The following is a 25,482-nucleotide window of genomic DNA, read 5'->3' as shown; positions in this document are numbered from 1 at the left end:
GGATCGGCCTGCATACCACCGAGGGCGCGTCATGGCTGATCGTTACTCGCTCCGCGCGGCCGCCTCCCCCTGGACACCTGCGTGGCAAGGGCGCACCACTCTGGAGAACCTCCTGAACCGGCCAGGCCTAGGTTGGCCTCTGTCCCGAGAAGCTCGCGGGGAGACAGGGGCCTGCACTGCCCGCAGCTCCAGCCAGCAGAATCGTGGTCTACAGTCGAGTACAGGGCCAGCGACACAGCCGACGGAATGACCACATCCTCGCAGTCGTAGCGGAGCTGACCCGAACGCCGACAGCCACCAGCAGCAGGTATGTGGACTTCGGTATGTCCAACCTGATCGAACAGGCCATGCAGATTCCTGTCGCAAAACACGTTGCCGATACCCTCACGCCACGCGAACCTGATCACAGATGTCGAGCCAGAGGGGCGATGAGATGAGCACCGCAGGTCTGGAAACCCAGCCGAGCGCGACGACGTACGAGCTGGGGGACCTCGTTGCCCAGGCCTGGAACGGCAAAGTGCATGTCCCTCACTTCCAGCGTGACTTCCGTTGGGGCACAACCGACGTGCTGCGCCTCTTCGACAGCATCGTCAAGGGTTACCCCATCGGAAACCTCCTCCTGTGGGTGAGAAAGACACCCGCGCGTTCCTTCACTCTGGGCTCTCTGCAGATCGATGCTCCCGCTGCTCAGGAAGCTTTCTGGGTGGTTGACGGCCAGCAGCGCATCACCAGCCTTGCCAACGCCCTCAGTCCTGAAGGTCACCTCCACGAGCCGTTCTCCGTCTACTACGACCTCGCGGAGAAAAAATTCATCGCTCAGCCCAAGACTCGCGAACCGCAGCACATCGCCCTGCCGGTCCTGTTCGACCTCAAGAAGCTCCTCGGATGGTTCCGGACAGAGGGGGAACTTGTCGCCGAGTTGTTCGATGAGGCCGACAGTGTGGCCACGGCCCTCCGCCAGTACAAGGTGCCCGCCTACCTCGTACGACAGGACGACCTTGATGTCCTGACCGACATCTTCGACCGGATGAACAACTACGGGAAGCGTCTCAACCGGGCGGAAATCTTCTCTGCACTGTATGCAGGGCCAGAAGAGGGGGCGGCGGAAAGGCTCAATCTCTCAAGAATCGCCGACCGGATCGCTACCAGGACTGGTTTCGGAACCGTCGACACCGACACTGTGCTCGCCTCGATCCTGGCGCGTCGCGGCCCCGACCCGTCTCGGGACATCCGCAACGAATTCACGTCGGTGGGTCGCCGCACAGCCCCGGAATTCAAGGACGAGGATCAGTACGCGGCCTACGGGGAGGGAGAGGAGTCCCTGGTCCGAGCCATCGGGTTCCTGCAGGCCGAGGCGCAGGTGCCTCATATCTCTCTCCTGGTGTACCGGGCCCTCCTCGTCGTCATGACCCGCTTCTTCGCTCATTTCCCCGACCCTCAGCCCAACTCCCGCCGCCTGCTGCGGCGGCTGTACTGGCGAGTCGCCGTGTCTGGACCCGCTGTCTTCAAGGGAAGCTTCACGCAGGTGTCCCGAGTGCTGTGCGCGCGCATCCGAAAGGGTGACGAGCACGGTTCGATCATGGGGCTCATGGACGCCATGGCAGAAGCCCAGCCATCAATGCCGACCATCGAGCGGTTCCGAACCAATGAAGCAGCGGCGAAAATCATCCTCAGTTCGTGGTGGTCGCTGCGTCCTCGATCCCTGGTCACGGGCGCACCCTTCGATGTCCAGGACCTGTCAACCCTGTTGGCCGACCAGAAGACAGCCGGCACCGTGGCGCATGTGATCTTCCCGCATGGGCTCACTTCCCAGCAGGTTCTGTACGCGGCGAACCGACTGTTCCTACCTAGTGCCGAGGACCCCGTCTCAGAGATCACCACACTGCTCGCCCATCGTCCCTCCCACCTGGAAGAGGACTCCTGGGACAAGATCCTGACCTCGCACGTCATGGATCGCCGGACAAGTCAGGCGTTGGCGGCGGGAAACCGTGAGGAATTTCTCCGTCTGCGCCAGGAGAACATCCAGCGGCATCTGTCTGAATTCCTTAGCCGCATGGCGGAGTGGGCCTATGAAGACACTCCGTCGTTGGACTCTTTGGACTTCGACGAGCTCGACGAGCTCAACGAGCGCGAAGAGCTGTTCTGACCAGTCGGCCTCAGCGAACAGGAAACCGTCGCCGATGAACACTCCCGAGGAGACGTACTACGCCGTCCTCCTGCACTCGCGCCGCATCGGCACGTTGTGCCAGAAGGGCGACTACACGAGATTCATTGTCAATGAGTCGTATGTGGCCGACCCTCAGCGGCCCGTACTCGGACTGCGCTTCGAGGAGAACTTGCTCGCCCCGTACGCCTCCGCTTTGCGGTTGCCTCGCTGGTTCTCCAATCTCTTGCCCGAAGGACCGCTGCGGGACTGGATCGCTGACGAACGGGGCGTTTCTCTCGACCGAGAAATGGAACTCTTGGCCCAAGTGGGGCACGACCTGCCCGGCGCCGTCCAAGTACTGCCCGCTGATGGACCCGATGACGGCTGGGAATGGTCCGACGCCGATAAGACCGGTGGGGGAAGAAGCACAAGAGCCGCGAACGGTTTTCCTTCCGACTCTCCCTGGCGGTTCTCGCTGGCCGGTGTCGCCCTCAAGTTCTCCATGCTCGCGCGAGGAGACCGGCTGACCGTGCCCGCTGCGGGCGAGCACGGAGACTGGCTCGTCAAGTTCCCGGACTATCGCCATCAGGATGTTCCACGCAACGAGTTCACCGTCATGTCGCTGGCCAAGGCAGCTGGGCTCGACGTTCCCGATGTCCGTCTCATGCACCGGGACGAACTCGACGGTCTCCCTGACCGTATGTGGCCCAACAAGGAGCAGTGGGCCTACGCCGTGAGGCGCTTCGATCGCACCCGGAACGAGAGCCGCACGGCCATCCACATCGAGGACTTCGCCCAGGTGAGGGACAAGTACCCTCAGGACAAGTATCAGTCGACGTTCGAGACGGTCGCGGCCATCGCCTACCGCAGTCACGATCGAGATTCCCTGCGCGAGGCCGCCCGGCGCATTGCCTTCTCCGTGGTCGTGGGCAACGGGGATGCCCACCTCAAGAACTGGTCGCTGATCTACCACGACCGTCGTGTGCCGTCGCTCTCCCCCGTATACGACCTTGTGTCCACGGTCCCGTACGCGCCCCGCGACGAGCCGGAGGATCTCGGCCTCAAGTTCGGCGGCAGCAAGGCCTTCGAGCGGGTACGGCTCAGTGCCTTCGACCGGCTCGAAGTCGCTCTTAACCACCGCTTCGGAACCACAGGCGCACGTTTGCGTGAAGAGGCCGTACGGACCATCGAACAGGTTCGCGCACACTGGCCAGAGCACGACGAACTGTTGGCGGACAACCCGCACCTGCGGGAAACGATCGGAGCATGGATCGACAGCTCCGCCAAGCGACTGCTTGCCCAGCTCTGACACATCAGAACTCGCGCCGGCAACCGTCCCCCTGGCGGTCACCGGCGCGAGCGGCGCTCATCGTGCGGAGCGCGTCATGGTGCGGGAAGGGTCACGGTGTCGGGCGTCACGCCGGGGGCGGGTTGTCCTTGCAGTCGGGGACACCCTCCAGCCAGGCCGGGCCCTTGATGTAGATGTTGGTGACCCAGGCCCTGTAGTCGGGGAGGTAGGACCAGACGTCGTTCTCGTAGCCCTCCGCGGAGACCCACTCCGCGTGCTTCTGGCAGTGGACGCGGATGGTGGTGGAGTACGGGAAGGCGTAGACGCGGCGGGCCGCGAGGCGGGGCTCGGCCTTGGTCCAGACGCCGGTGCCCCAGGTCTGGTGGATGTTGCCGGTGACCTGGCCGGTGTTGACGCGGACCGCGCCGAAGTAGCCGCCGAGGCGGACGTCGCTCACCATCAGCTTGGTGCCGGACTGCTTGGCCTCGACCATCTTGCCCGCGCCGAGGTAGATGGCGATGTGGTGCAGGTCCTGCTCGGTGCCGTAGGCGAGGAGGTCGCCGGGCAGGAGCGGGGCGAGACCCTGGGCGGCGGTGAAGCGGGCGGCGGCGCGGTGTGTGTAGTACTGCTGGCTGGCGACGCCGTTGAGGATGTCCGAGCCGGCGGCCTGCGCGTAGGCGTACCGGACGAGACCGGAGCAGTCGAAGCCCCGCCGCTCGGGGTCGTGTTCACTGGCCGGGTCGGTGGGGTCGACCTGCCCGTACGTGGCGCCGGGCTGGGCCCCGTGGCCGCCGCCCCAGGTGTACCAGGTGCCGGCCGCGACCTCGGCGCACGCGGCGGCGATGGCCCGTTCGGCGGCGGCCGAGGCGCCGGGCGCCAGGGCTCGGCAGTCGGCGGCGGGTGCGGCCGGGGCCGCCTGCGCGGTGGCCGCCACGGACAGCGGCGCCCAGAAGAGGACGGCGAGGAATGTGATCAGTGTGCGGATGAGTGCGGTCCGGCTCACCATGCCGGGACCCCCGTTTCCTGTCTTGGGTGGATCGAATGTGGTGTGGTCGTGTCGCAGCCTGGCGGCGGCGCGGCCCGTGCGTCGAGGTCCGGACGTCGCCCCGCTCGAACGGGCAACCGGGAAACAGTCGGGAAACCGCCTCCGAGCAGGGCATTCGGATCGGGCGATGCGAGGCAGGGACGTCAGGTGCCCGCACACGCCGGTTCCGCCGACACCGGGACTCCGGGGAGCAGGATGTCGCGTTCGTCGGGGCCTATCCCGGCGCTCAGCCGGCAGATCTCCGCCAGCCTGGCGCCGGGGTCGAGGTCCCACAGCCGGACCGTGCCGTCGGTGCTGCTGCTGGCGACGGTCCGGCCGTCGGGGGCGAAGTCCACGCCCCACACGGCGTTGGTGTGGCCGGTCAGGGTCGCCCAGGGGTGCCGGGTGGTGAGGTCCCAGAGCCGGACCGTACGGTCGTTGCCGCTGCTGGCGAGCATCCGGCCGTCCGGGGAGAAGGCGATGCCGCGGGCGGAGCCGGTGTGGCCGGTCAGGGCGGTCTCGAAGCGGCGCGCGCGGACGTCCCACAGGCGGACGGTGCCGTCGTTGCCGCTGCTGGCGAGGGTGCGGCCGTCCGGGCTGAAGGCGACGCCCCGGACCGCGCCCGTGTGGCCGGTGAGTTCGGCCAGCGCGCGGTGCGAGCGGACGTCCCAGAGCCGTACGGTCAGGTCGTCGCCCGCGCTGGCCAGGGTGCGGCCGTCGGGGCTGAACGCGACGGCGTTGGCGTAGTCCTCGTGGCCCTCGAAGGTGGCGACGCCGTGCCGTGAGGCGAGGTCCCAGAGGCGGACCGTGCGGTCGGCGCCGGCTGAGGCGAGGGTCCGGCCGTCCGGGGCGAAGGCCACCGAGAAGACCTCCCCGGTGTGGCCGGTGAGCGTGGCCAGGTGCTTGCGCGCGGCCACGTCCCAGAGGCGGATCGTGCCGTCCGAGCCCGCCGAGGCGAGCGTGGTGCCGTCCGGTGAGAACGCCACCGAGAAGACCGTCTCGGTGTGGCCCTTGAGGCGTTTGAGGAGCCGGTGGTCGCGGGCGTCCCAGAGGCGGACGGTGTGGTCGGTGTCGGCGGTGGCCAGCAGCGAGCCGTCGGGGCTGTACACCGCCTGCCAGACCTCGGTGAACGGACGGGCCGTCAGCACCGGTCCGCCCAGCTCCCACAGGACGACGGACTGGTCGAAGCCGGCCGTGGCCAGCAGGGCGCCGTCGGAGGTGACGGCGACCCCCATGACGTAGTCGGTGTGTCCGGCGAGCACGGCGGTCTGCCGGCCGCCGCGCACGTCCCAGAGCCGGGTCGTGCCGTCGCCGACCGCGCCGATCACCGTCGCGCCGTCGGGTGTGTAGGCGACGGCGTTGATGTCGTCGCTGCTGCCGGTGAACGTCGCGGTGGTCCGGCGTTCACGTACGTCCCACACACGGACGGTCCGGTCGATGCCGCCGGAGACGACCTGCCGTCCGTCCGGGGAGAACGCGGCGCCCAGCACCTCGTCGGTGTGGCCCTTGAGCACGGTGAGCCGCCGGGCGCGGTCGGTGTCCCAGAGCCGTACGGTCCGGTCGGCGCCCGCGGAGACGAGGGTGCGGCCGTCGGGGGCGTACGCCAGCGCGTGGAGCGTGCCCTTGTGGCCGGTGAGGGAGGCGGTGCGCCGGGGGGTGCGCCCGGTGTCCCAGAGCTGGACCGGGCCGTCGGGGGTGGCCACGGCGAGCGTCTTGCCGCGCGGGTCGAAGGCCACGGCGCGGGCGCCCCGGGTGTCGGCGGCGAGGAGGGCCGTCCGGCGGCGGGTGGTGACGTCCCAGAGGGTGACGGGCCCGTCGGTCGAGGTGGCCGCGAGCGTACGGCCGTCGGGGCTGAAGGCGACCGAGCGGACGCGGCCGGGGACGCTGAACGTGGCGAGCTTGCGGTGGTCGCCGCCCGTGGCGCGCAGGGTCACCGTGCCGTCGGAGCTGGCCGTGGCGAGGGTCCGGTCGTCCGGTGCGAAGGCCACCGCGTTGACCGGCCCCCGGTAGCCGTCGAGCCGGGCGGAGAAGGGCTGGGACTGGGTGCTGAGCAGGGCGCCGCGCGCCTCGGCGGTGGTGTCGGCGCGGTAGGCCTCCCCCGCGAGCAGCATCGACGCCTCCGGCTGGCCCCCGGCCAGGGACGCCGAGCGCACGGCGAGGGCCTGGGAACGGGCGGCCCGCTCCTGCGCGCGGGCGCCCTCCCGCTGCTGATAGGCGAGGCCGCCGGCGGTGACGGCGAGGCCGAGCAGGACGGCGAGCGTGGCCAGCATGGACTGCCGCAGCCGGACCTGCCGTCCGGCCTGTCTGCGCCGGCCGTCCTCCTCGGCCTGACTCGCTCTCAGGAAGGCCTCCTCGCCGGGCCCGAGACGGCTCCAGCCATCCGACTCGTCGGCCCACGACCGTACGGTGTCCAGCCGGGTGCCCCGGTAGAGGGCGGACGGGTCGCGGTCCTCGCGTCCCCATTCGGCCGCCGCGTGGGCGAGTTGCTGGTGGAGGAGGAGCCCGGCGCGGTCGGCGTGGATCCAGTCGCGCAGCCGGGGCCAGGCGTGCAGCAGGGCCTCGTGGGTGATCTGGACCGTGTCGCTGTCCAGGGTGATGAGCCGGGCCCGTACGAAGGCGTCGAGGGCGGCGGCCGTGCCGTCGGCGTCGCCGAGCTGTTCCATCAGGGCGGCCCTGCTCATCCGGCGGCGGGTCGCGCCGGCGCCGTCCGCGACGAGCACCAGCCGGGACAGGATGCGGCGGATCGTCTTCTGCTCGGCCGGGTACAGCCGGGCGAACACCGTCTCGGCGGTGCGGGCGATGGCGCCCTGTATGCCGCCGGCGCGTTCGTACCCGTCGACGGTCAGGAGCGCGGCGTCCGTGCGGCGCTGCCAGGTGGCGAGCAGGGCGTGGGAGACGAGGGGGAGCGCGCCGGACGGTGTCTCGTGGGCGCCGATCCCGGTGGGCCGCGCGGTGTCCGGCAGGGGTGTCCCCGGTTCGTCGCGCAGCCCGGCGTCGCGCAGGAGGAGCGGGAGAAGGCCGGGTTCGAGGGTGACGCCGGCGAGTTCGGCGGGGCGGGCGATCGCCTCCCGCAGTTCCGTCACGGACATGGGGGCGAGGACGAACAGGCCGTCGGTGAGGACCGGGGTCAGCTCGGGCAGGCCCAGACAGCTGCCGGTGAAGTCGGCGCGCACACCGAGGACCACGACCGCCGGGGGGCGGGTGTCCGGTTCCGGTCCGGCGGTCGCCAGGGCGCGCAGCACCCGGACGAAGGCGCGCCGTTCCTCGTCGTCGGAGCAGAGGGTGAACAGCTCCTCGAACTGGTCCACGATCAGGACGGGCCGAGGGGGCGGGGGTTCACGGTCCCCGGGGGCGGTCGGCGGGTCGTCCGACACCGTGCGCACCGGTGCGGCGGGCGGGGGCGCCGCCGGTACGGCCGCGGCCCGGACGGCGTCGAGCAGCGCGGCCGGGTTCTCCCGGACCTCCTCCGGGGTGAGGCCGATGTCGCCGCCGAGGGCTTTGGCGGTGCGCTCCAGCAGCTCGTCGAGGGGGCGCGAGGTGGGGGTGAGCAGGACCACCGGCCAGCGGTCGGCGCCCGGCATCGGGAGGTCGCCGCGCCGCAGGGCGGGGACCAGACCGGCGTTGAGGAGGGACGACTTGCCGGCGCCGGAGGGGGCGACCAGCATCAGCGGTCCGCCGCCGAGCCGTTCGAAGATCCGTTCCACCAGGGCGGCCGTCGCGCGCTCCCGGCCGAAGAACCATGCCGCGTCCTGCGGGGTGAACGCCGACAGACCGCGGTAGGGGCAGGTCCCGCCCGAGGGGCGCGGCATGGTGTCGGTCTCGGGAGCGCGGTCGCCGCCCCCGTCGCCGTCGCGGGGTGTGGACTGCTGCACCAGTCGCAGCAACTCGCCCTCCGCGCGCAGGACTTGGTCGCAGAGCCGGGCGACGTCGACGGTGGCGCGTTTCGTACCCGTCTCGATCTTGCTGAGATAGCCCTTGCTGTAGTGCGTCCGACGGGCCAGGTCGGTGAGCGACAGGCCGCGCTCCCGCCTCAGTCGTCTGAGCTGGGCGGGGAAGGACTGCTGTGCGGGGAGGGATCGCGTGGTCGGCGCGCTCCGCTCCCGGTCGGCCCGATGATCCGGATCGTCTCCGAGCTGCGGGTCCCTCAAGGTGTCCCCCAAGGCAGTACTGGCCGTGATACGGCGGAGGGCCAGGTTACTGTCGGGGCGGTCGGGGCAGCCATGACTTTCACCCGGAGTGGCGAAAACACGAGCGTCCGGAACCGCGGCGCGGTTCCGGACGTTCGTACGAGGCTGCCGAGCGGGAACGGGCGGCCCGGGGTGGTCAGTTCCGGGCCGCCCGTGCCGTGGGGGATCAGGTCAGGAAGGCGCCGCAGGCGCTCCTGGCCACCCAGCGGTGCGAGGTGATGTTGTCGTTCGCGTTCACCCCGCTGGTGAGGCGGTTGTCGGTCAGGTTGTCGGCGTACAGCTCGCCGGGGGCGAGACAGGCGTGGCCGCCCCCGAAGTTGTCGTGCTCGTAGAACGCGACGTGGTCGAGGCCGCCGGTGAAGCCGCGGTTCATGACGGACGTGGCCTTGTCGTTGGCACCGGCGCCCCAGTTGGCGCTGTTGCCCGCGGCGACGATCAGCTGCGTGCCGGAGCAGTCCAGGTCCTGCCAGGCGTACATGTTGCCGTTGCGCGGGCCCCACTTGCTGTCGCAGCCGGGGCCGGCGACGGCGGCCTGCGAGGTGGCGGCGGGTACGAGAACGCCCAGGGCGGTGAGCCCGAGCAGCGCTGCCGTGGCGGTGAACTTGCGCATGGTGTTTCCCCTCGTTTTCTTGGTGATGTGTCTGATCGGTGGTGCGGTCGGTCGGTGACGCGGTCGGTCGGTGATGCGTGGGGTGGTGCGCCGGAGGCGCCCCGCGGTCGGTGTGCGCCGGAGGCGCGCGGTGGTCAGTCGCGCTCCGGAACGATGCGCACCGCCCGGTCATAGGCCTGCCGACCGAGGTTCCGGTAGGTGTCGACGTCCTCGCCGAAGCGATCGCGCAGGCGGTCCTGGTAGTACGTCTCCCTGGCCGAGGCCACGGCTTTGAGGGAGGTCTCGCGGGCGCAGGTCGCGTCCGCGACGGCCGTCCGGCGCTCGGCGGCGAACGACTCGTCGGCGCGGGCGCCGCCCAGCCGGCTGGTGTCGACCCGCACGGCGTCGCGGGCGGCCTGGGGGTCGCCGTAGGGCTGACCCGCCTTCTTCATGCAGCGGGCCCACGCCCGGAGGCGGTCGGCGAGCTGGGCGTCCTTCATCAGGTCCTGGCCGTACAGGGCGTTGAGCCCCGTGGCGATCTTGCTCGTGCGGAACCATTCGGCCGGGTCGCCGTAGAGCTCGCGTTCGGCCTCCTCCATACAGCCCCCGCTGCGTTTGCGGATCTCCCCGCCGCTCGGCAGCGGTGCCGTGAGGACGCGGGCGTCGCCGCCGCCGTCGAGCGCGGTGTCGAAGGCGGCGCGCCGGGACGCGGAGAGGCGCTGGCGGTAGGCGCCGAGGGGGTTGTCCTCACGGGCCCGCTGGCTCTTCGCGTCGATCCGCCCGCCGTATCCGTGGGTGCGGGCCCAGGCCACGTCGTCCTGGACGTAGCGCACGGGGCGGCTCTCCTGGAGGGTCAGGGTGCGGTCCTCCCAGTAGATGAAGCCCTGGCGGCGCATGCACTCGGCGGTCAGGTGCTGCTGGGCGTCGCTGGTGCGCAGTTCCTGCTGCCAGGTCAGCGCCTGGGGACGCGGTTTCCGGTCCGCCCGCTCCCGGCCCCCGTCGCCGGTGTCCCCGCCGGCGCATCCGGTGGTGACGGCCGCGGTGGCCGCCATGACCACGCACAGAGCCTTGAGCGCCCGTCTCATGGTCTCCACCTCCCTTGGCCTGTCCGTCCCGTCCCCGGGTTCCGCCGTCGCTGACGAATCAAGAGTTGCCCGGTCGCTCACCGTGGTCGACGGGTTTCCTGTTGCCCTCCCGCACGACGGCCGGGAAACGGTTGATGAGCTGGGGAAACGCGATCCCGGAGGCAACGCCGGAGTGGTACGGGAGAGGGCGGCAGGGGGACCGCGGGGGAAGGGAGCGGAAGGCAGGACGGACACAGCGGCAGCACAGCGGAGTCATGACGGACGCAAAGCGGAATCTCGTCTCGCAGAAAACCTGGCTCAATCCATTGACGCGAACATGCCCCCCTCTTATCTTCTGACCGAAGTTCCGCACAAGAGCCGACATTTCGAACAACATCCGACGCCTCAGGGCAGTTCACGCGTAGACGGGACGAGCGTTGAACAGAACCCTCAGGGCGGTCCTCGCCCTCCTCACCTCGGTGGCCGCCCTGCTGGGCCTGACCACCGCCCTCGCCGCTCCGGCCGGAGCCGCTCACCCGGCGCCCGGACAGGCGACGCGGTACACCATGACCGCGTTCACCAACAGCAGCGAGTCGAACATGTATGTCTACGACTCACCGGACGCGACCGGCTTCACCCTGCGGAAGGGCCCGGCGTACACCCCGCCCTCCGGCCTGATCCGTGACCCCAGCATCTTCAAGCACACGGACGGCTACTACTACCTGACCTACACCACCCGCACCTGGTCGGCGCTCTCCACCACCATCGGCTTCGCCCGCTCCACCGACCGCCTCAACTGGACCTTCCTGTACGACTACACGGTCCCGATCAGCGGTCTGCAGCGCGCCTGGGCGCCCGAGTGGTTCGTCGACACCAACGGCAGCGTCAACATCATCCTGTCCGCGTCCGTCGCGGCCGACGGAGAGTGGATCTTCAAGCCGTACAAGCTGACGGCGACGAACTCCGCCCTCACCGCGTGGTCGGCGCCCACCGTGCTCTCCGGTATCGGCCCGAACTACATCGACACCTTCATCGTCAAGATCGGCTCCACCTACCACGCGTTCACCAAGAACGAGACGACGAAGTACATCGAGTACGGCACCGCCTCCAGCCTCACCGGCCCCTACACGATCTCGAAGACGGGCAACTGGGCCGGCTTCGGCTCGGGGATGGAGGGCCCGGCCCTCGTCCAGCTCGACAACGGCGGCTGGCGGATCTACTACGACGCGTACGGCGCCGGGAAGTACTGGTACAGCGACAGCTACGACACCTTCGCCACCTGGTCGGCCCCGACCGAGCTCCCCGGCCTCACCGGCTTCGTACGCCATCTGACGGTCCTCAAGGAGACGGTCTCCGGCGGGGTCACCCTGCCCACCAACACCACACGCTCCCTCCAGTCCGTCAACTACACGGGCCGCTACGCCGTGGTCCGCTCCGACAGCCTCGGCTACACCGACCCGGTGACCTCCTCCAGCACCACCGCCGTCAAGCAGAGCGCGACCTTCACGGTCGTGCCCGGCCTCGCGGACGCCAACTGCTACTCGTTCCGCGACAGTTCGGGCCGCTACCTGCGGCACTGGGACTACCGGATCCGCTTCGACACGGACAACGGCACGACCGTCTTCGACAAGGACGCCACGTACTGCGCCCGACCGGGCACGACCTCCGGCTCGGTCCGGCTGGAGTCGTACAACTATCCGGGCCGCTACATCCGCCACTACAACTACGAACTGCGGCTCGACGTCCACCAGGCCACGGACACCTTCCGAGCCGACAGCTCCTTCACAGCCGTGACCCCCTGGGCCTGAGCGAGAAAGGCAAACCCCGCGCCCCTGAAAGGGGCGCGGGGAACTGCGCGAGAAGCCCCACCGACCCGCACCATGGGGGTCAAAGGGGCGCAGCCCCTTGAGGATGGGACGGGTAGGGGCGGCGGGGGCGAGAAAGATCCCACCCCCGCCGTCCCCGCTAACCCACCGTCACGGCCCCCGGCGCGGCGGCGTACCCGGCGGGCCGAGCCGTGAACGTCCCCCGCCCCTGCGTCCGGCTACGCAACCGCGTCGCGTACCCGAACAGCTCCGCCAACGGCACGACCGCGCTGACGACCACCGAGCCACCCCGGGTCACGGAGTCCGTGACCCGCCCCCGCCGAGCCGCGAGATCACCGAGCACCCCGCCCACGGCGTCCGCGGGCACCGTGACGCTGACATCGGCGACAGGCTCCAGCAGCCCCATCACCGCCGTCCGCATGGCCTCCCGCAGCGCCAGCCGCCCGGCCGTACGGAACGCCATCTCCGAGGAGTCCTTGGAGTGGGTCGCCCCGTCGGTGAGGGTGACGCTCAGCCCGGTCACCGGGTGACCGCCGAGCGGCCCCTCGGCGAGGGCGTCCCGGCAGCCGGCCTCGACCGCGCGGACGTACTCCTGCGGCACCCGCCCGCCGACCACGGTCGAGCGGAACACGAAGCCCGTGGCGGCACGGTCGCCCTCCGCCTCCAGCGGCGCCAGGTCCAGCACGACATGGGCGAACTGCCCCGCCCCGCCGTCCTGTTTGACGTGCCGGAAGACCAGACCGGACAGCCCGCGCACGACCGTCTCACGGAACGCGACCCGGGGGCGGCCGACGGCGACGTCGAGCCCCTGGCTCTGCCGGATCTTCTCCACCGCCACCTCCAGATGCAGTTCGCCCATGCCGGACAGCAGGGTCTGACCGGTCTCCGGATCGGTCCGCACGACCAGCGACGGGTCCTCCTCGGCCAGCCGCGCGAGAGCCGTCGCGAGCCGGTCGGTGTCGGTGCTCCGGCGCGCCTCGACGGCCACCGACACCACCGGGTCGGCGACGGACGGCGGTTCGAGCAGCAGGGGCGCCGACGGCGCGCACAGGGTCGTGCCCGCGCGGGCCGACTTCAGCCCGACCACCGCGACGATGTCCCCGGCCACGGCCCGGTCGAGTTCGGCGTGCCGGTCGGCCCGGACCCGCAGGATCCGGCCGATCCGCTCGGTGCGCCGCGTGCCCGCGTCCAGCACGGTCTCCCCCTTCCGGATCGTGCCCGAGTACAGCCGCAGATAGGTCAGCCGTCCGGTGGCCGTGGCACTCACCTTGAACGCCAGGGCCGCGAGCGGCACTTGGTCATCGGCGGCCCGCTCCTGCTCCGTACCGTCGTGCGTACCGCGTACGGCCGGTACGTCGAGCGGCGAGGGCAGATACGCCACGACCGCGTCGAGCAGCGGTTCGACGCCGCGGTTGCGGTAGGCCGAGCCGCACAGCACGACCACGCCCTCACCCGTGCGGGTCAGGTCGCGCAGCGCGGCGGCCAGGGTCGCCGCGGAGAGCGTGGACTCGCCGCAGTACTCCTCCAGCGCCCCCGGATGCAGTTCCGCCACCGCCTCCTCCAGAAGCCGTCGGCGCCGCTCCGCCTCGTCCCGCAGGGCGTCCGGCACCGGCCCCTCCACGGCGTCGTCGCCGCCGTCCGCCCAGACCAGCGCCCGCATCCGCAGCAGGTCGACGACACCCACGAAGCCGTCCTCCGCGCCGATCGGCAACTGCACCACCAGCGGCGCCGGATGGAGCCGCCGCCGGATCGACTCGACGGCGGTGTCGAGGTCGGCGCCCGCACGGTCCAGCTTGTTGACGAAGGCGATACGGGGTACGCCGTGCCGGTCCGCCTGCCGCCACACCGACTCGCTCTGCGGTTCGACGCCGGCGACCGCGTCGAACACCGCGATCGCGCCGTCGAGCACCCGCAGCGAACGCTCCACCTCGTCGGCGAAGTCGACATGGCCCGGGGTGTCGATCAGATTGATCCGATGCCCGTCCCAGGCGCAGCTGACCGCCGCCGCGAAGATCGTGATCCCACGGTCGCGCTCCTGCGGGTCGTAGTCGGTGACGGTCGTGCCGTCGTGCACCTCGCCCCGCTTGTGGGTGGTGCCGGTGGCGTACAGGAACCGCTCGGTGACGGTGGTCTTGCCGGCGTCGACGTGGGCGAGGATGCCCAGGTTCCGGACGGCTGCGAGGGTGGTGTTCAGGTCGGTGCGCATGGCCCATGGCCTTTCAGCTGAGCTGTTTCAGGGCGGCGCGATTCCCGTGCGAGGGCGCCGTACGAAGGCGCCGGGCGAAGACGTCGGGGACGTCAGACGTGCGTCACGGGTGTCCGGTACCGGCCGCGCAGCGGGCACCGGCCGGACGAAGACACGAGGATCACCTCGTGGAGGGAACGGGGAACGACGACAGCGGTGCGCTCACACATGGCCGGTCCCCCTCTCTCGTCGTTCGATGGACCGAGCTTAGAGAGAGGATCACGCGAGGGCACCGCATTTTTTTCCGTGCCCCGAAGGACGAAGCCCCACCGAGCTCCGAATGACGAAACCCCACCGACCGGAACCGGTCGATGGGGTCGATGTAGATCTCTGCTGTGCTGCTGTGTCCGAGGGGGGACTTGAACCCCCACGCCCCGAAGGGCACTAGCACCTCAAGCTAGCGCGTCTGCCATTCCGCCACCCGGACCGGGTGTCCGCCGCCTGACAGGGAGTGTTCCCCGCGGCGACATGGACAACAATACCAAGCTTTCGGAGCGCCCTTCACCTGCATATCCGGGCCCCGGAAGGGGTTCCGCGGGGCCCCGCGCGCGGGCCTCGCGTCCCCTCACCGGGGGTGAGGGGACGGTCACGATCCGGCCGGTTCAGGCCGCGGAGGGCATGAGGTGGTACTCGGGGAAGTTGCCCGGGAGCCGCTCCCCCGGCGGGCCGTGGGTCACGGCCTTCACCAGCAGTTCGCCGCCGACGAAGGCGCCCCGCCAGGACGCGCCGAAGCCGCCGAAGAGCTCTTCGCGGTCGCCGCGCGAGCGGGGGGTGCCGTGGCCGACCTTGAACGCGCGGATCTGGGGTGCCAGCCGCTCGTACGTGGCCCGGTCGTCGGTGGAGAGGGTGGCGACGAGCGCGCCGTTGGAGGCGTTCATGGCGGCCAGCAGCTCGGCCTCGGTGTCGACCAGGACGATCGTGTCGACCGGGCCGAAGGGTTCCGCGTGGTGGAGCGGGGAGGACGGGGGCGGGTTGAGCAGGGTGACGGGCTGGACGTACGCGCCGGTGTCCTGGCCGGGCAGGAAGCGGGCGTCGGAGAGCCTGCCCCGGTGGAGGGGGACGGCGCCCCGGTCGACGGCCTCGGTGATCTGGTCGTTCAGCTCCTTCGCCTTGGCCGCGTTGATGACGGGGCCGAAGTCCAGCTTCGGGTAGGGGTCGTCGGGGTGTTCCACGGCGAGCGGGTGACCGACGCGCAGGGTGCGGACCGCCGGGAGGTAGGCCGCGAGGAAGTCGTCGAACAGCGCGCGCTGGACGACGAAGCGCGGGTAGGCCGTACAGCGCTGTTTGCCGTAGTCGAAGAGTTTGGGAATGACGGCGGTGAGGGTGTCCCAGTCGGTGTGGTTCCAGATGCCCCAGGTGTTCAGGCCCTCCTGTTCGAGGACATGGCGTTTGCCGAGGTCGGCGACGGCGGTGGCCACGGCGGCGCCGGTGTCCCGGCCGCCGACGAAGGAGACGCAGCCGATCTCGGGCGCGCGGACCAGCGCCTCGGACAGTTCGTGTCCGCTGCCGCTGACGAGGGTGACGGGGACGCCCTCGCGGGCGGCGAGCGCGCAGGCCAGGGTGAGGCAGGCGACGCCGCCGTCGGTCGGGGTCTTGGCGATGACCGCGTTGCCCGCCAGCGCCTGGACCAGCATGGCGTGGACGAGCACGCTCATCGGGTAGTTCCAGCTGGCGATGTTGGAGACCGGGCCGTCGAGGGGGACGCGCCCTTCGACCATGGGTCCGATGCCGTCGACGTACCAGCGGACGCCGTCGATGGCCCGGTCCACGTCGGCCTGGGCGAGCCGCCAGGGCTTGCCGATCTCCCGGACGAGGAGCAGGGCGAGGAGTTCGCGGTGCTGGGCGAGGGCGTCGAGGGTGGCGGCGACCCGGGCGCGGCGTTCGTCGAGGGGGACGTGGCGCCAGGCCCGGTGCTGGTCGAGGGCGGCCCGTACCGCCCGGTGCGCGGTGGTGCCGTCCAGGCGGGGCGGGCCGGCGACGGGGGTGCCGTCGACGGGGCTGGTGGCGGGGAGTGCCCGGCCGTCGGCCTGCCAGGTGCCGTTCCAGAGGTTGAGGACACGGTCGTCCCGGAAGGCCTCGGGGGCGACGGCGAGACACCGCTGCCAGGCGTCGGTCCAGGCGGTGCCGGACTTGAGGGTGAGGGTGGATGGGGTGGTGGGTGTCGCTGTGGGTGGTGCCATGGGTTCTCCGCTCTCGGTGCACAGTCGGGGGCGGGGTGGCGCGTCGGAAGGAGGTGCGGTCGGGCCGCGGCCTCCAGCCGGTGGTGGGGTGGTGCGTCAGACCTCGGCCTCCAGCGCGGCCAGCACCAGCCGGGCCGTCTCCGTGGGCGTGCCGCCGACGCGCACGCCGACCGCTTCCAGCGCCTCCTTCTTGGCCTGCGCGGTACCGGAGGAGCCGGAGACGATCGCGCCGGCGTGGCCCATCGTCTTGCCCTCGGGGGCCGTGAACCCGGCGATGTAGCCGACGACGGGCTTGGTGACGTGGTCGCGGACGTACGCGGCGGCCCGTTCCTCCGCGTCGCCGCCGATCTCGCCGATGAGGACGATGAGTTCGGTGTCGGGGTCGTCCTGGAAGGCGGCGAGGCAGTCGATGTGGGTGGTGCCGACGACGGGGTCGCCGCCGATGCCGACACAGGTGGAGAACCCGATGTCCCGCAGTTCGTACATGAGTTGGTAGGTGAGGGTGCCGGACTTGGAGACCAGGCCGATCCGTCCGGGCTTGGTGATGTCGGCGGGGATGATGCCCGCGTTGGACTGGCCGGGGGTGATGAGGCCGGGGCAGTTGGGGCCGACGATGCGCGTGCCCTTGGCCTGGGCGTATGCCGTGAAGGCGACGGAGTCGTGGACGGGGATGCCCTCGGTGATGACGACGGCGAGGCCGATCCCGGCGTCGGCGGCCTCGACGACGGCCGCCTTGGCGAAGGCGGGCGGGACGAAGACGACGGTGACGTCGGCGCCGGTGGCCTCGATGCCCTCGGCGACCGAACCGAAGACCGGGACGGCCCGGTCGTCGAAGTCGACGGTGCGGCCGGCCTTGCGGGGGTTGACGCCGCCGACGACGTTCGTGCCGGCCGCGAGCATCCGGCGGGTGTGCTTCATGCCCTCGCCGCCGGTCATGCCCTGGACGAGGACCTTGCTCTCCTTGGTGAGGTAGATGGCCATGTCCGGCTCCTCAGTTCGCGTGGGCGAGGTCGGCGGCGCGGCGCGCGGCGCCGTCCATGGTGGTGGCCTGGTGGACGAGCGGATGGTCGCGGCCGTCGAGGATCGCCCGGCCGCGTACGGCGTTGTTGCCGTCGAGGCGGACGACCAGCGGCTTGGTCAACCGGACGCTGTCCAGGGCCCGCACGATGCCGTCGGCGACGGCGTCGCAGGCGGTGATCCCGCCGAAGACGTTGACGAGGACGGACTTCACGTCGGGGTCGGAGAGGATGACGGAGAGGCCGTCGGCCATGATCTGGGCGGAGGCTCCGCCGCCGATGTCGAGGAAGTTGGCGGGGCGGGCGCCGCAGCCCGCGACCACGTCGAGGGTGGACATGACGAGTCCGGCGCCGTTGCCGATGACACCGACCTCGCCGTCCAGTTTCACGTAGTTGAGGCCCTTGGCCGCCGCTGCCGCCTCCAGCGGGTCGTCGTGCGCGAAGCCCTCGTCGCCCAGCCGGGTCTGCCGGAAGGTCGCGTTGTCGTCGAGGGTGACCTTGCCGTCGAGGGCGAGGATCTGCCCCTGTGCGGTGCGGACGAGGGGGTTCACCTCGACGAGGAGGGCGTCCTCGCGGGTCAGCACCTGCCAGAGCCGCATGAGGACGTCGACGGTCTGCGGGGGCAGGCCCGCCGCCTCGGCGATCTCGGACGCCTTGGCCGAGGTCACGCCCTCCGCCGGGTCGACGGGGACACGGGCCACCGCCTCCGGCCTGCTCGCCGCGACCTCCTCGATGTCCATGCCGCCCTCGGCGGAGGCGATCGCGAGGAAGCGCCCCGCGGCGCGGTCGAGGACGTACGAGACGTAGAACTCGCTCTCGATCGCGACGGGTTCGGCGACCATGACCTCGCGGACGGTGTGGCCCTTGATGTCCATGCCGAGGATCTGCCGTGCCGTCAGTTCGGTGGCGGCGGGGTCGGCGGCGAGCTTCACCCCGCCCGCCTTGCCGCGTCCGCCGGTCTTCACCTGGGCCTTGACGACGACGCGTCCGCCCAGCCTGCGGGCTATCTCACGGGCCTCCTTGGGCGAGTCGGTGACCTCGGCCCGTGGCACCGCGATGCCGTGTTCCTCGAAGAGTTCCCTTGCCTGGTGCTCGAAAAGGTCCATTCCGGCTCCTGACTCAAAAGTGCCGCACGCCCCCTGGACACCACCCACCGGATGCGGGATAACAAGCTTCATACAGTATTCGTCGACTGTATGCAATCAACCGCGAGCACACGCCGATCCCCTACGAAGGGACAGGACTTCGCCATGCCCGACGGCAACAGCCAGGAACTCATCTCCGGTGGTCACCTCGTCGCCAAGGCACTCAAAGCGGAGGGTGTGGAGGTCATCTACACCCTGTGCGGCGGCCACATCATCGACATCTACGACGGCTGCGTCGACGAGGGCATCGAGGTCGTCGACGTCCGCCACGAGCAGGTCGCCGCCCACGCCGCCGACGGCTACGCCCGGATCACCGGCAAGCCCGGCTGTGCGGTCGTCACCGCCGGCCCCGGTACGACCGACGCCGTCACCGGTGTCGCCAACGCCTTCCGCGCCGAGTCGCCGATGCTGCTGATCGGCGGCCAGGGCGCGCACACCCAGCACAAGATGGGGTCCCTCCAGGACCTGCCGCACGTCGACATGATGACGCCGATCACCAAGTTCGCGGCGACCGTGCCGGACACCGCCCGCGCCGCCGACATGGTGTCGATGGCGTTCCGCGAGTGCTACCACGGCGCCCCCGGCCCCTCCTTCCTGGAGATCCCGCGTGACGTCCTCGACGCCAAGGTGCCGGTGGAGAAGGCGCGCGTACCGAAGGCCGGTGCCTACCGGGCCTCGACCCGCTCGGCCGGCGACCCCGAGGCCGTCGAGAAGCTCGCCGATCTGCTGGTGCACGCCGAGAAGCCCGCGATCCTGCTGGGCAGCCAGGTGTGGACCACCCGTGGCACCGAGTCCGCGATCGAGCTGGTGCGCACGCTCAACATCCCGGCGTACATGAACGGCGCCGGACGCGGCACGCTCCCGCCCGGCGACCCGCACCACTTCCAGCTCTCCCGCCGGTACGCCTTCTCCAACGCCGATGTCATCGTCATCGTCGGCACGCCCTTCGACTTCCGCATGGGCTACGGCAAGCGGCTGTCGCCGGACGCGACCGTCGTCCAGATCGACCTCGACTACCGGACCGTCGGCAAGAACCGCGACATCGACCTCGGGATCGTCGGCGACGCGGGTCTGGTGCTCAAGTCCGTGACGGAGGCGGCCTCCGGGCGCATCAACGGGGGCGCGTCGAAGCGCAAGGAGTGGCTCGACGAGCTGCGCGCCGCCGAGCAGGTGGCCATCGACAAGCGGCTGCCCAGCCTGAGGTCCGACGCCTCGCCCATCCACCCCTACCGGCTGGTCAGCGAGATCAACGACTTCCTGACCGAGGACTCCATCTACATCGGCGACGGCGGCGACATCGTCACCTTCTCCGGTCAGGTCGTCCAGCCCAAGTCACCCGGGCACTGGATGGACCCGGGGCCGCTGGGCACGCTCGGCGTCGGCGTCCCCTTCGTGCTCGCCGCGAAGAAGGCACGGCCCGACAAGGAGGTGGTGGCCCTCTTCGGCGACGGCGCCTTCTCCCTCACCGGCTGGGACTTCGAGACCCTCGTCCGCTACGACCTCCCCTTCGTCGGGATCATCGGCAACAACTCCTCCATGAACCAGATCCGTTACGGCCAGGCCCAGAAGTACGGCCTGGAGCGCGAGCGGATCGGCAACACCCTCGGCGACGTGCACTACGACAAGTTCGCCCAGATGCTCGGCGGTTACGGCGAGGAGGTCCGCGACCCCGCCGACATCGGCCCCGCGCTCCGGCGCGCGCGTGAGTCGGGCAAGCCGTCGCTCATCAACGTCTGGGTCGACCCGGACGCGTACGCCCCCGGAACCATGAACCAGACGATGTACAAGTGAGGTGACCTCGGCATGACCAAGGCTCTCGAAGGCATCCGCGTCCTCGACATGACGCACGTCCAGTCCGGCCCGTCCGCCACCCAGCTGCTCGCCTGGCTCGGCGCGGACGTGGTGAAGCTGGAGGCGCCGACCGGTGACATCACGCGCAAGCAGCTGCGCGACCTCCCGGACGTCGACTCCCTCTACTTCACGATGCTCAACTGCAACAAGCGGAGCATCACCCTCAACACCAAGACCGAGCGCGGCAAGGAGATCCTCACCGAGCTGATCCGGCGCTCCGACGTCATGGTCGAGAACTTCGGACCGGGCGCGGTCGACCGCATGGGCTTCACCTGGGACCGTATCCAGGAGATCAATCCGCGTATCGTCTATGCCTCCATCAAGGGGTTCGGGGACGGTCCGTACACCAACTTCAAGGCGTACGAGGTCGTCGCGCAGGCCATGGGCGGGTCCATGGCGACCACGGGCTTCGAGGACGGGCCGCCGCTGGCGACGGGGGCCCAGATCGGGGACTCGGGCACGGGCATCCACGCCGTGGCGGGGATTCTCGCGGCGCTGTACCAGCGGGAGAACACCGGGCGCGGCCAGCGGGTCAATGTGGCCATGCAGCATGCCGTCCTCAACCTCTGCCGGGTGAAGCTGAGGGATCAGCAGCGGCTGGCACACGGCCCGCTCCGTGAATATCCCAACGAGGACTTCGGCGACGAGGTTCCCAGGTCCGGGAACGCGTCCGGCGGCGGTCAGCCCGGCTGGGCCGTGAAGTGCGCGCCGGGCGGCCCCAACGACTATGTGTACGTCATCGTGCAGCCCGTGGGCTGGCAGCCGATGAGCGAGCTGATCGGCCGGCCCGAGCTGGCCGAGGACCCCGAGTGGGCGACACCGGAGGCCAGGCTGCCCAAGCTGAACAAGATGTTCCAGCTGATCGAGGAGTGGTCCTCCACCCTGCCCAAGTGGGAGGTGCTGGAGCGGCTCAACGCGCACAACATCCCGTGCGGGCCGATCCTCTCCACCAAGGAGATCATCGAGGACGAGTCCCTGGTCTCCAACGAGATGGTCGTCACCGTCCCGCACCCCGAGCGCGGCGACTTCGTCACCGTCGGCAGCCCGCTGAAGCTGTCCGACTCCCCCGTGGACGTGACCAGTTCACCACTCCTCGGCGAGCACAACGAAGAGGTCTACGTCGGCGAGCTGGGGCTCGGCGACGAGGAGCTGCGCCTGCTCAAGTCGAACGGAGTGATCTGATTGATGGCCGAAGACCGGGTGCTGAAGGTGCGTGGGCTCCTCGACGCCGTACGGGCCGAGGGCCGGAGCGCGCTGACCGCTCCCGAGGGCAAGGTGATCGCCGACGCGTACGGGATCGCCGTACCCGGCGAGGAGTTGGCGCGGGACGTGGACGAGGCGGTGTCGTTCGCGGCGCGTTTCGGCGGGCCGGTGGTCATGAAGATCGTGTCGCCGGACATCCTCCACAAGACCGACGCGGGCGGTGTGATCGTCGGAGTGGAGGGCGCCGGTGCTGTACGGGCCGCGTTCCACACGATCGTCGACAACGCGCGCGCGTACGCGCCGGACGCCCGGATCGAGGGCGTCCAGGTGCAGGAGCTGCTGCCGAAGGGGCAGGAGGTCATCGTCGGCGCGGTGACGGACCCGACGTTCGGGAAGGTCGTCGCGTTCGGGCTGGGCGGGGTGCTGGTGGAGGTCCTCAAGGACGTGACGTTCCGGCTGGCGCCGGTCGACGCGGACGAGGCGCTCTCCATGCTGGACTCGATCCGCGCGGCCGAGATCCTGCGCGGGGTGCGCGGAGCGCCCCCCGTGGACCGGTGGGCGATCGCCGAGCAGATCCGCCGGGTCTCCGAACTGGTGGCGGACTTCCCGGAGATAGCCGAGGTCGACCTCAACCCGGTGATCGCGACCCCGGAGGGGGCGGTCGCGGCGGACATCCGGGTGATCCTCGCCGAGTCGGTGCCGAAGCCGCGACGGAGGTACACGCGGGACGAGATCCTGACGTCGATGCGCCGGCTGATGCAGCCCTCGTCGGTGGCCGTGATCGGGGCCTCCAACGAGCAGGGGAAGATCGGCAATTCGGTGATGCGCAATCTCGTCGACGGAGGTTTCGCCGGGGAGATCCATCCGGTGAACCCCAGGGCCGATGACATTCTGGGCCGCAAGGCGTACAAGAGTGTCACGGACGTTCCCGGTGAGGTGGATGTGGCGGTCTTCGCGATCCCCGCCAAGTTCGTGGCAGCGGCGCTGGAGGAGGTGGGTCGCAAGGGCATCCCCAACGCCGTACTGATCCCCTCGGGTTTCGCGGAGACCGGTGAGCACGAACTCCAGGACGAGATCGTGGCGATCGCCGAGCGGCACGGCGTCCGGCTGCTCGGACCGAACATCTACGGCTACTACTCGACCTGGCAGGATCTCTGTGCCACGTTCTGCACGCCGTACGACGTCAAGGGCGGGGTGGCGCTGACCTCGCAGTCCGGCGGCATCGGGATGGCCATCCTGGGCTTCGCGCGGACCACGAAGACGGGGGTGTCGGCGATCGTCGGGCTCGGCAACAAGTCGGACCTGGACGAGGACGACCTGCTGACCTGGTTCGGCGAGGACCCGCACACCGAGTGCATCGCGATGCACCTGGAGGATCTGAAGGACGGGCGGGCCTTCGTGGAGGCCGCGCGGGCGACCGTCCCGAAGAAGCCGGTCGTCGTCCTGAAGGCGGGCCGTACGGCGGCCGGGGCGAAGGCGGCGGGCTCGCACACGGGCGCGCTGGCGGGCGACGACGCCGTGTACGAGGACATCCTCAAGCAGGCGGGTGTCATCAGGGCGCCGGGTCTGAACGAGATGCTGGAGTACGCGCGCGCGTTGCCGGTGCTTCCGGCTCCCCAGGGCGACAACGTCGTGATCATCACGGGTGCGGGCGGCAGTGGTGTGCTGCTCTCCGACGCGGTGACCGACAACGGGCTGACGCTGATGGAGATACCGCCGGACCTGGACGCGTCGTTCCGGACGTTCATCCCGCCGTTCGGGGCCGCCGGCAACCCCGTCGACATCACCGGGGGCGAGCCTCCGTCGACGTACGAGGCGACGATCCGGCTGGGCCTGGAGGACCCGCGCATCCACGCGCTCGTCCTCGGCTACTGGCACACCATCGTCACTCCCCCGATGGTCTTCGCGGAGCTCACCGCGCGCGTGGTGGCCGAGTTCCGGGAGCGCGGCATCGAGAAGCCCGTCGTCGCGTCGCTCGCGGGCGACGTCGAGGTGGAGGAGGCCTGCCAGTACCTCTTCGAGCGCGGGGTCGTGGCGTACCCGTACACGACCGAGAAGCCGGTGGCGGTGCTGGGCGCGAAGTATCGCTGGGCGCGGGCCGCGGGGTTGTTGGGAGGCGGCCGATGAGCTGAGGGACGGCTCGAACCACGGGGCCTGCGGCGACCGCTCACCGCGGGCCCCGGCGCAAAGAAGCACGGACAGGGGGCGCTGGCCAGACTTCTTCCACGCGGAGGGTTCGATCGACATGGCAACAACTGACATCTCCACACCCGTCCCCTACCGGGAGGTGACGGACGCCAACGGCCGGATGTACCGGATCGGCGAGTCCGACCTGGACATCATGGGGCGCAAACGCAAGTGGATGGTCATCCTGCCGTGGGTGGGCATGATGGGCATCAGCTCGGCGGAGTACGCGTTCGCGTCCGCCGAGGACACGCTGCACACGGCGCACAGCTGGAGCAGCGCGCACATCTTCTGGATGCTGGGCGTCTGGGTCTTCTTCCAGGCGGCCGTGGCCTTCCCCGCCGGCAAGCTGCGGGAGAGCGGCAAACTACCGGCCCGCTGGGCGATGATGTGCGGTGCCGTCGGCACCCTGCTCGGCTATCTCTCCCTGGCGTTCGCACCGCATGTGATCGTCGCCTACATCGGCTTCGGCATGTTCAGCGGCATGGGCGCGGGCATGGTCTACGCGACCTGCGTGAACATGGTCGCCAAGTGGTACCCGGAGCGCAAGGGCGGCAAGACCGGCTTCGTGAACGGCGGTTTCGCCTACGGTTCGGTGCCGTTCGTCTTCATCTTCACCGGCTACATGGACCTGACGAACTTCCGCTGGGTGCTCGTCGCGGTGGGTGTCTTCCTGGCCTCCGTGGTGGCGGCGGCGGGCTACTTCTTCCGGGACCCGCCGAAGAACTGGTGGCCGGCCGAGGTCGACCCGCTGAAGAAGCCCACCGACGCGCGCGCCCGGCGCGCGATGGAGAAGAACCCGCCGGCCGTGCACCAGTACACCCCCAGGGAGGCATGGAAGACCGGCCGGGTGGCCCTCATGTGGTTCTGTCTGCTGTGCACCTCGGGCGTCAACATCTTCGGTATCGCCTTCCAGGTGCCCTTCGGTGACGAGGCGGGCTTCGCGGGCGGCATCGTGGCGACCGCGATGTCCCTGAAGGCGATCGTCAACGGCACCGGCCGCGGTGTCATCGGCTGGCTGTCCGACCGCTACGGCCGCAAACAGTGCCTGATCTTCGTCTGCATCGTCCTCGGCTTGTCGCAGTACGGCATCCTGTTCTCCGGGAACATCGGCAATCTGCCGCTCTTCCTGCTGTTCTCCTCCATCTCCGGCTTCGGCGGCGGCGCGATCTTCCCGATGTTCGCCGCGATGACCGCCGACTACTTCGGTGAGAACAACAACGCCTCCAACTACGGCCTGGTGTACTCGTCGAAGCTGGTGTCGGGCCTGCTCGGCTCCGGTATGGGCGCGGTCGTGGTCTCCGCCTGGGACTACTCCGGCGCCTTCGTCCTGGCCGGCACGATCTCCCTCTTCGCGGGCTGTGTGGCCACGTTCCTGCACCCGCCGGGGCGGCCCCGCTCCCGGCACATCGCTCCCAACCCCCGTCCGCTCGGTGACGAAGTGGCCTGACAAGTGGCCTGACGCCTCCGCGTACGGCAGCAGGCGGCCGCCCCGTGGTCTCGCACCACGGGGCGGCCGCCTGCTGCCGTCGTC

15 protein-coding genes and 1 tRNA gene are annotated in these 25,482 nt (G+C 70.2%); 7 read left to right on the top strand and 9 right to left on the bottom strand.

The window, feature by feature from the left end:
• Positions 1–433 precede the first annotated feature (433 nt).
• Together J8M51_RS25975 and J8M51_RS25970 are read left to right on the top strand one after the other, a co-directional pair.
• Complete coding sequence (locus J8M51_RS25975; RefSeq protein ID WP_086756861.1) at positions 434–2,146, top strand: DUF262 domain-containing protein; 1,713 nt, start codon at positions 434–436, stop codon at positions 2,144–2,146.
• Between the two features lie 34 nt (positions 2,147–2,180).
• Positions 2,181–3,455, top strand: a complete 1,275-nt coding sequence (locus tag J8M51_RS25970; RefSeq protein ID WP_086756854.1) for a type II toxin-antitoxin system HipA family toxin — start codon at positions 2,181–2,183, stop codon at positions 3,453–3,455.
• 106 nt (positions 3,456–3,561) lie between these two features.
• Here the strand turns inward: J8M51_RS25970 and J8M51_RS25965 are convergent, their stop codons facing one another.
• The 4 genes from J8M51_RS25965 to J8M51_RS25950 all read right to left on the bottom strand — a co-directional run bounded on the left by J8M51_RS25965 (position 3,562) and on the right by J8M51_RS25950 (position 10,319).
• A complete protein-coding gene (locus tag J8M51_RS25965; protein ID WP_086756855.1) occupies positions 3,562–4,440 on the bottom strand; it encodes an NlpC/P60 family protein in 879 nt (292 codons plus the stop codon).
• A gap of 182 nt (positions 4,441–4,622) precedes the next feature.
• The gene (locus J8M51_RS25960; protein WP_267299511.1) at positions 4,623–8,606 is read right to left on the bottom strand and encodes an nSTAND1 domain-containing NTPase; all 3,984 of its coding nucleotides are present in this window, start codon (positions 8,604–8,606) and stop codon (positions 4,623–4,625) included.
• Positions 8,607–8,811: 205 nt separating this feature from the next.
• Complete coding sequence (locus tag J8M51_RS25955; RefSeq protein WP_086759052.1) at positions 8,812–9,255, bottom strand: peptidase inhibitor family I36 protein; 444 nt, start codon at positions 9,253–9,255, stop codon at positions 8,812–8,814.
• Positions 9,256–9,389: 134 nt separating this feature from the next.
• Positions 9,390–10,319 (bottom strand): hypothetical protein, encoded by a 930-nt coding sequence (locus J8M51_RS25950; protein WP_086759055.1) that lies wholly within the window; start codon positions 10,317–10,319, stop codon positions 9,390–9,392.
• 416 nt (positions 10,320–10,735) lie between these two features.
• Here J8M51_RS25950 and J8M51_RS25945 point away from each other — a divergent pair, with 416 nt between their 5' ends.
• On the top strand, positions 10,736–12,106 hold the full coding sequence (locus tag J8M51_RS25945) for a glycoside hydrolase family 43 protein (protein ID WP_086759054.1): 1,371 nt from the start codon (positions 10,736–10,738) through the stop codon (positions 12,104–12,106).
• A 157-nt stretch (positions 12,107–12,263) separates the two neighbouring features.
• Here the strand turns inward: J8M51_RS25945 and fusA are convergent, their stop codons facing one another.
• From fusA to sucC, 5 genes are all read right to left on the bottom strand, one after another.
• Positions 12,264–14,330: an elongation factor G gene (gene fusA, locus J8M51_RS25940; RefSeq protein ID WP_086756046.1), complete on the bottom strand. Its 2,067-nt coding sequence runs from the start codon at positions 14,328–14,330 to the stop codon at positions 12,264–12,266.
• Positions 14,331–14,713: 383 nt separating this feature from the next.
• Positions 14,714–14,796 (bottom strand) — tRNA-Leu (locus J8M51_RS25935).
• Between the two features lie 175 nt (positions 14,797–14,971).
• Entirely contained in the window at positions 14,972–16,549 is a 1,578-nt protein-coding gene (locus tag J8M51_RS25930) for an aldehyde dehydrogenase family protein (RefSeq protein WP_086756048.1), read from the bottom strand.
• Between the two features lie 96 nt (positions 16,550–16,645).
• Positions 16,646–17,530, bottom strand: a complete 885-nt coding sequence (sucD, locus tag J8M51_RS25925; protein ID WP_086756049.1) for a succinate--CoA ligase subunit alpha — start codon at positions 17,528–17,530, stop codon at positions 16,646–16,648.
• Between the two features lie 10 nt (positions 17,531–17,540).
• Positions 17,541–18,671, bottom strand: coding sequence for an ADP-forming succinate--CoA ligase subunit beta (gene sucC / locus J8M51_RS25920; RefSeq protein WP_086756051.1), 1,131 nt, complete (start codon positions 18,669–18,671; stop codon positions 17,541–17,543).
• Between the two features lie 144 nt (positions 18,672–18,815).
• Here sucC and J8M51_RS25915 point away from each other — a divergent pair, with 144 nt between their 5' ends.
• The 4 genes from J8M51_RS25915 (at position 18,816) to J8M51_RS25900 (ending at position 25,398) form a co-directional block, all read left to right on the top strand.
• Positions 18,816–20,501: a thiamine pyrophosphate-binding protein gene (locus tag J8M51_RS25915; protein WP_086756052.1), complete on the top strand. Its 1,686-nt coding sequence runs from the start codon at positions 18,816–18,818 to the stop codon at positions 20,499–20,501.
• Positions 20,502–20,513: 12 nt separating this feature from the next.
• Positions 20,514–21,743: a formyl-CoA transferase gene (frc, locus tag J8M51_RS25910; RefSeq protein ID WP_086756054.1), complete on the top strand. Its 1,230-nt coding sequence runs from the start codon at positions 20,514–20,516 to the stop codon at positions 21,741–21,743.
• A 3-nt stretch (positions 21,744–21,746) separates the two neighbouring features.
• The gene (locus J8M51_RS25905) at positions 21,747–23,891 is read left to right on the top strand and encodes an acetate--CoA ligase family protein (RefSeq protein WP_086756059.1); all 2,145 of its coding nucleotides are present in this window, start codon (positions 21,747–21,749) and stop codon (positions 23,889–23,891) included.
• 118 nt (positions 23,892–24,009) lie between these two features.
• Entirely contained in the window at positions 24,010–25,398 is a 1,389-nt protein-coding gene (locus tag J8M51_RS25900) for an OFA family MFS transporter (protein ID WP_086756056.1), read from the top strand.
• The last annotated feature ends 84 nt before the right edge of the window (positions 25,399–25,482 follow it).

This window comes from Streptomyces griseiscabiei (genome assembly GCF_020010925.1).
GTDB lineage: Bacteria > Actinomycetota > Actinomycetes > Streptomycetales > Streptomycetaceae > Streptomyces > Streptomyces griseiscabiei.
Note: the sequence above shows the minus strand (reverse complement) of the source record. Positions and strands in the feature narration are given on the sequence as shown.

Excerpts from the sequence above, each read along its gene's own strand:
- J8M51_RS25975 (WP_086756861.1), top strand. The coding sequence starts at position 434 with ATGAGCACCGCAGGTCTGGAAACCCAGCCGAGCGCGACGACGTACGAG.
- J8M51_RS25970 (WP_086756854.1), top strand. The coding sequence starts at position 2,181 with ATGAACACTCCCGAGGAGACGTACTACGCCGTCCTCCTGCACTCGCGC.
- J8M51_RS25965 (WP_086756855.1), bottom strand. The coding sequence starts at position 4,440 with ATGGTGAGCCGGACCGCACTCATCCGCACACTGATCACATTCCTCGCC.
- J8M51_RS25955 (WP_086759052.1), bottom strand. The coding sequence starts at position 9,255 with ATGCGCAAGTTCACCGCCACGGCAGCGCTGCTCGGGCTCACCGCCCTG.
- J8M51_RS25950 (WP_086759055.1), bottom strand. The coding sequence starts at position 10,319 with ATGAGACGGGCGCTCAAGGCTCTGTGCGTGGTCATGGCGGCCACCGCG.
- fusA (WP_086756046.1), bottom strand. The coding sequence starts at position 14,330 with ATGCGCACCGACCTGAACACCACCCTCGCAGCCGTCCGGAACCTGGGC.
- J8M51_RS25930 (WP_086756048.1), bottom strand. The coding sequence starts at position 16,549 with ATGGCACCACCCACAGCGACACCCACCACCCCATCCACCCTCACCCTC.
- sucD (WP_086756049.1), bottom strand. The coding sequence starts at position 17,530 with ATGGCCATCTACCTCACCAAGGAGAGCAAGGTCCTCGTCCAGGGCATG.
- sucC (WP_086756051.1), bottom strand. The coding sequence starts at position 18,671 with ATGGACCTTTTCGAGCACCAGGCAAGGGAACTCTTCGAGGAACACGGC.
- J8M51_RS25915 (WP_086756052.1), top strand. The coding sequence starts at position 18,816 with ATGCCCGACGGCAACAGCCAGGAACTCATCTCCGGTGGTCACCTCGTC.
- frc (WP_086756054.1), top strand. The coding sequence starts at position 20,514 with ATGACCAAGGCTCTCGAAGGCATCCGCGTCCTCGACATGACGCACGTC.
- J8M51_RS25905 (WP_086756059.1), top strand. The coding sequence starts at position 21,747 with ATGGCCGAAGACCGGGTGCTGAAGGTGCGTGGGCTCCTCGACGCCGTA.
- J8M51_RS25900 (WP_086756056.1), top strand. The coding sequence starts at position 24,010 with ATGGCAACAACTGACATCTCCACACCCGTCCCCTACCGGGAGGTGACG.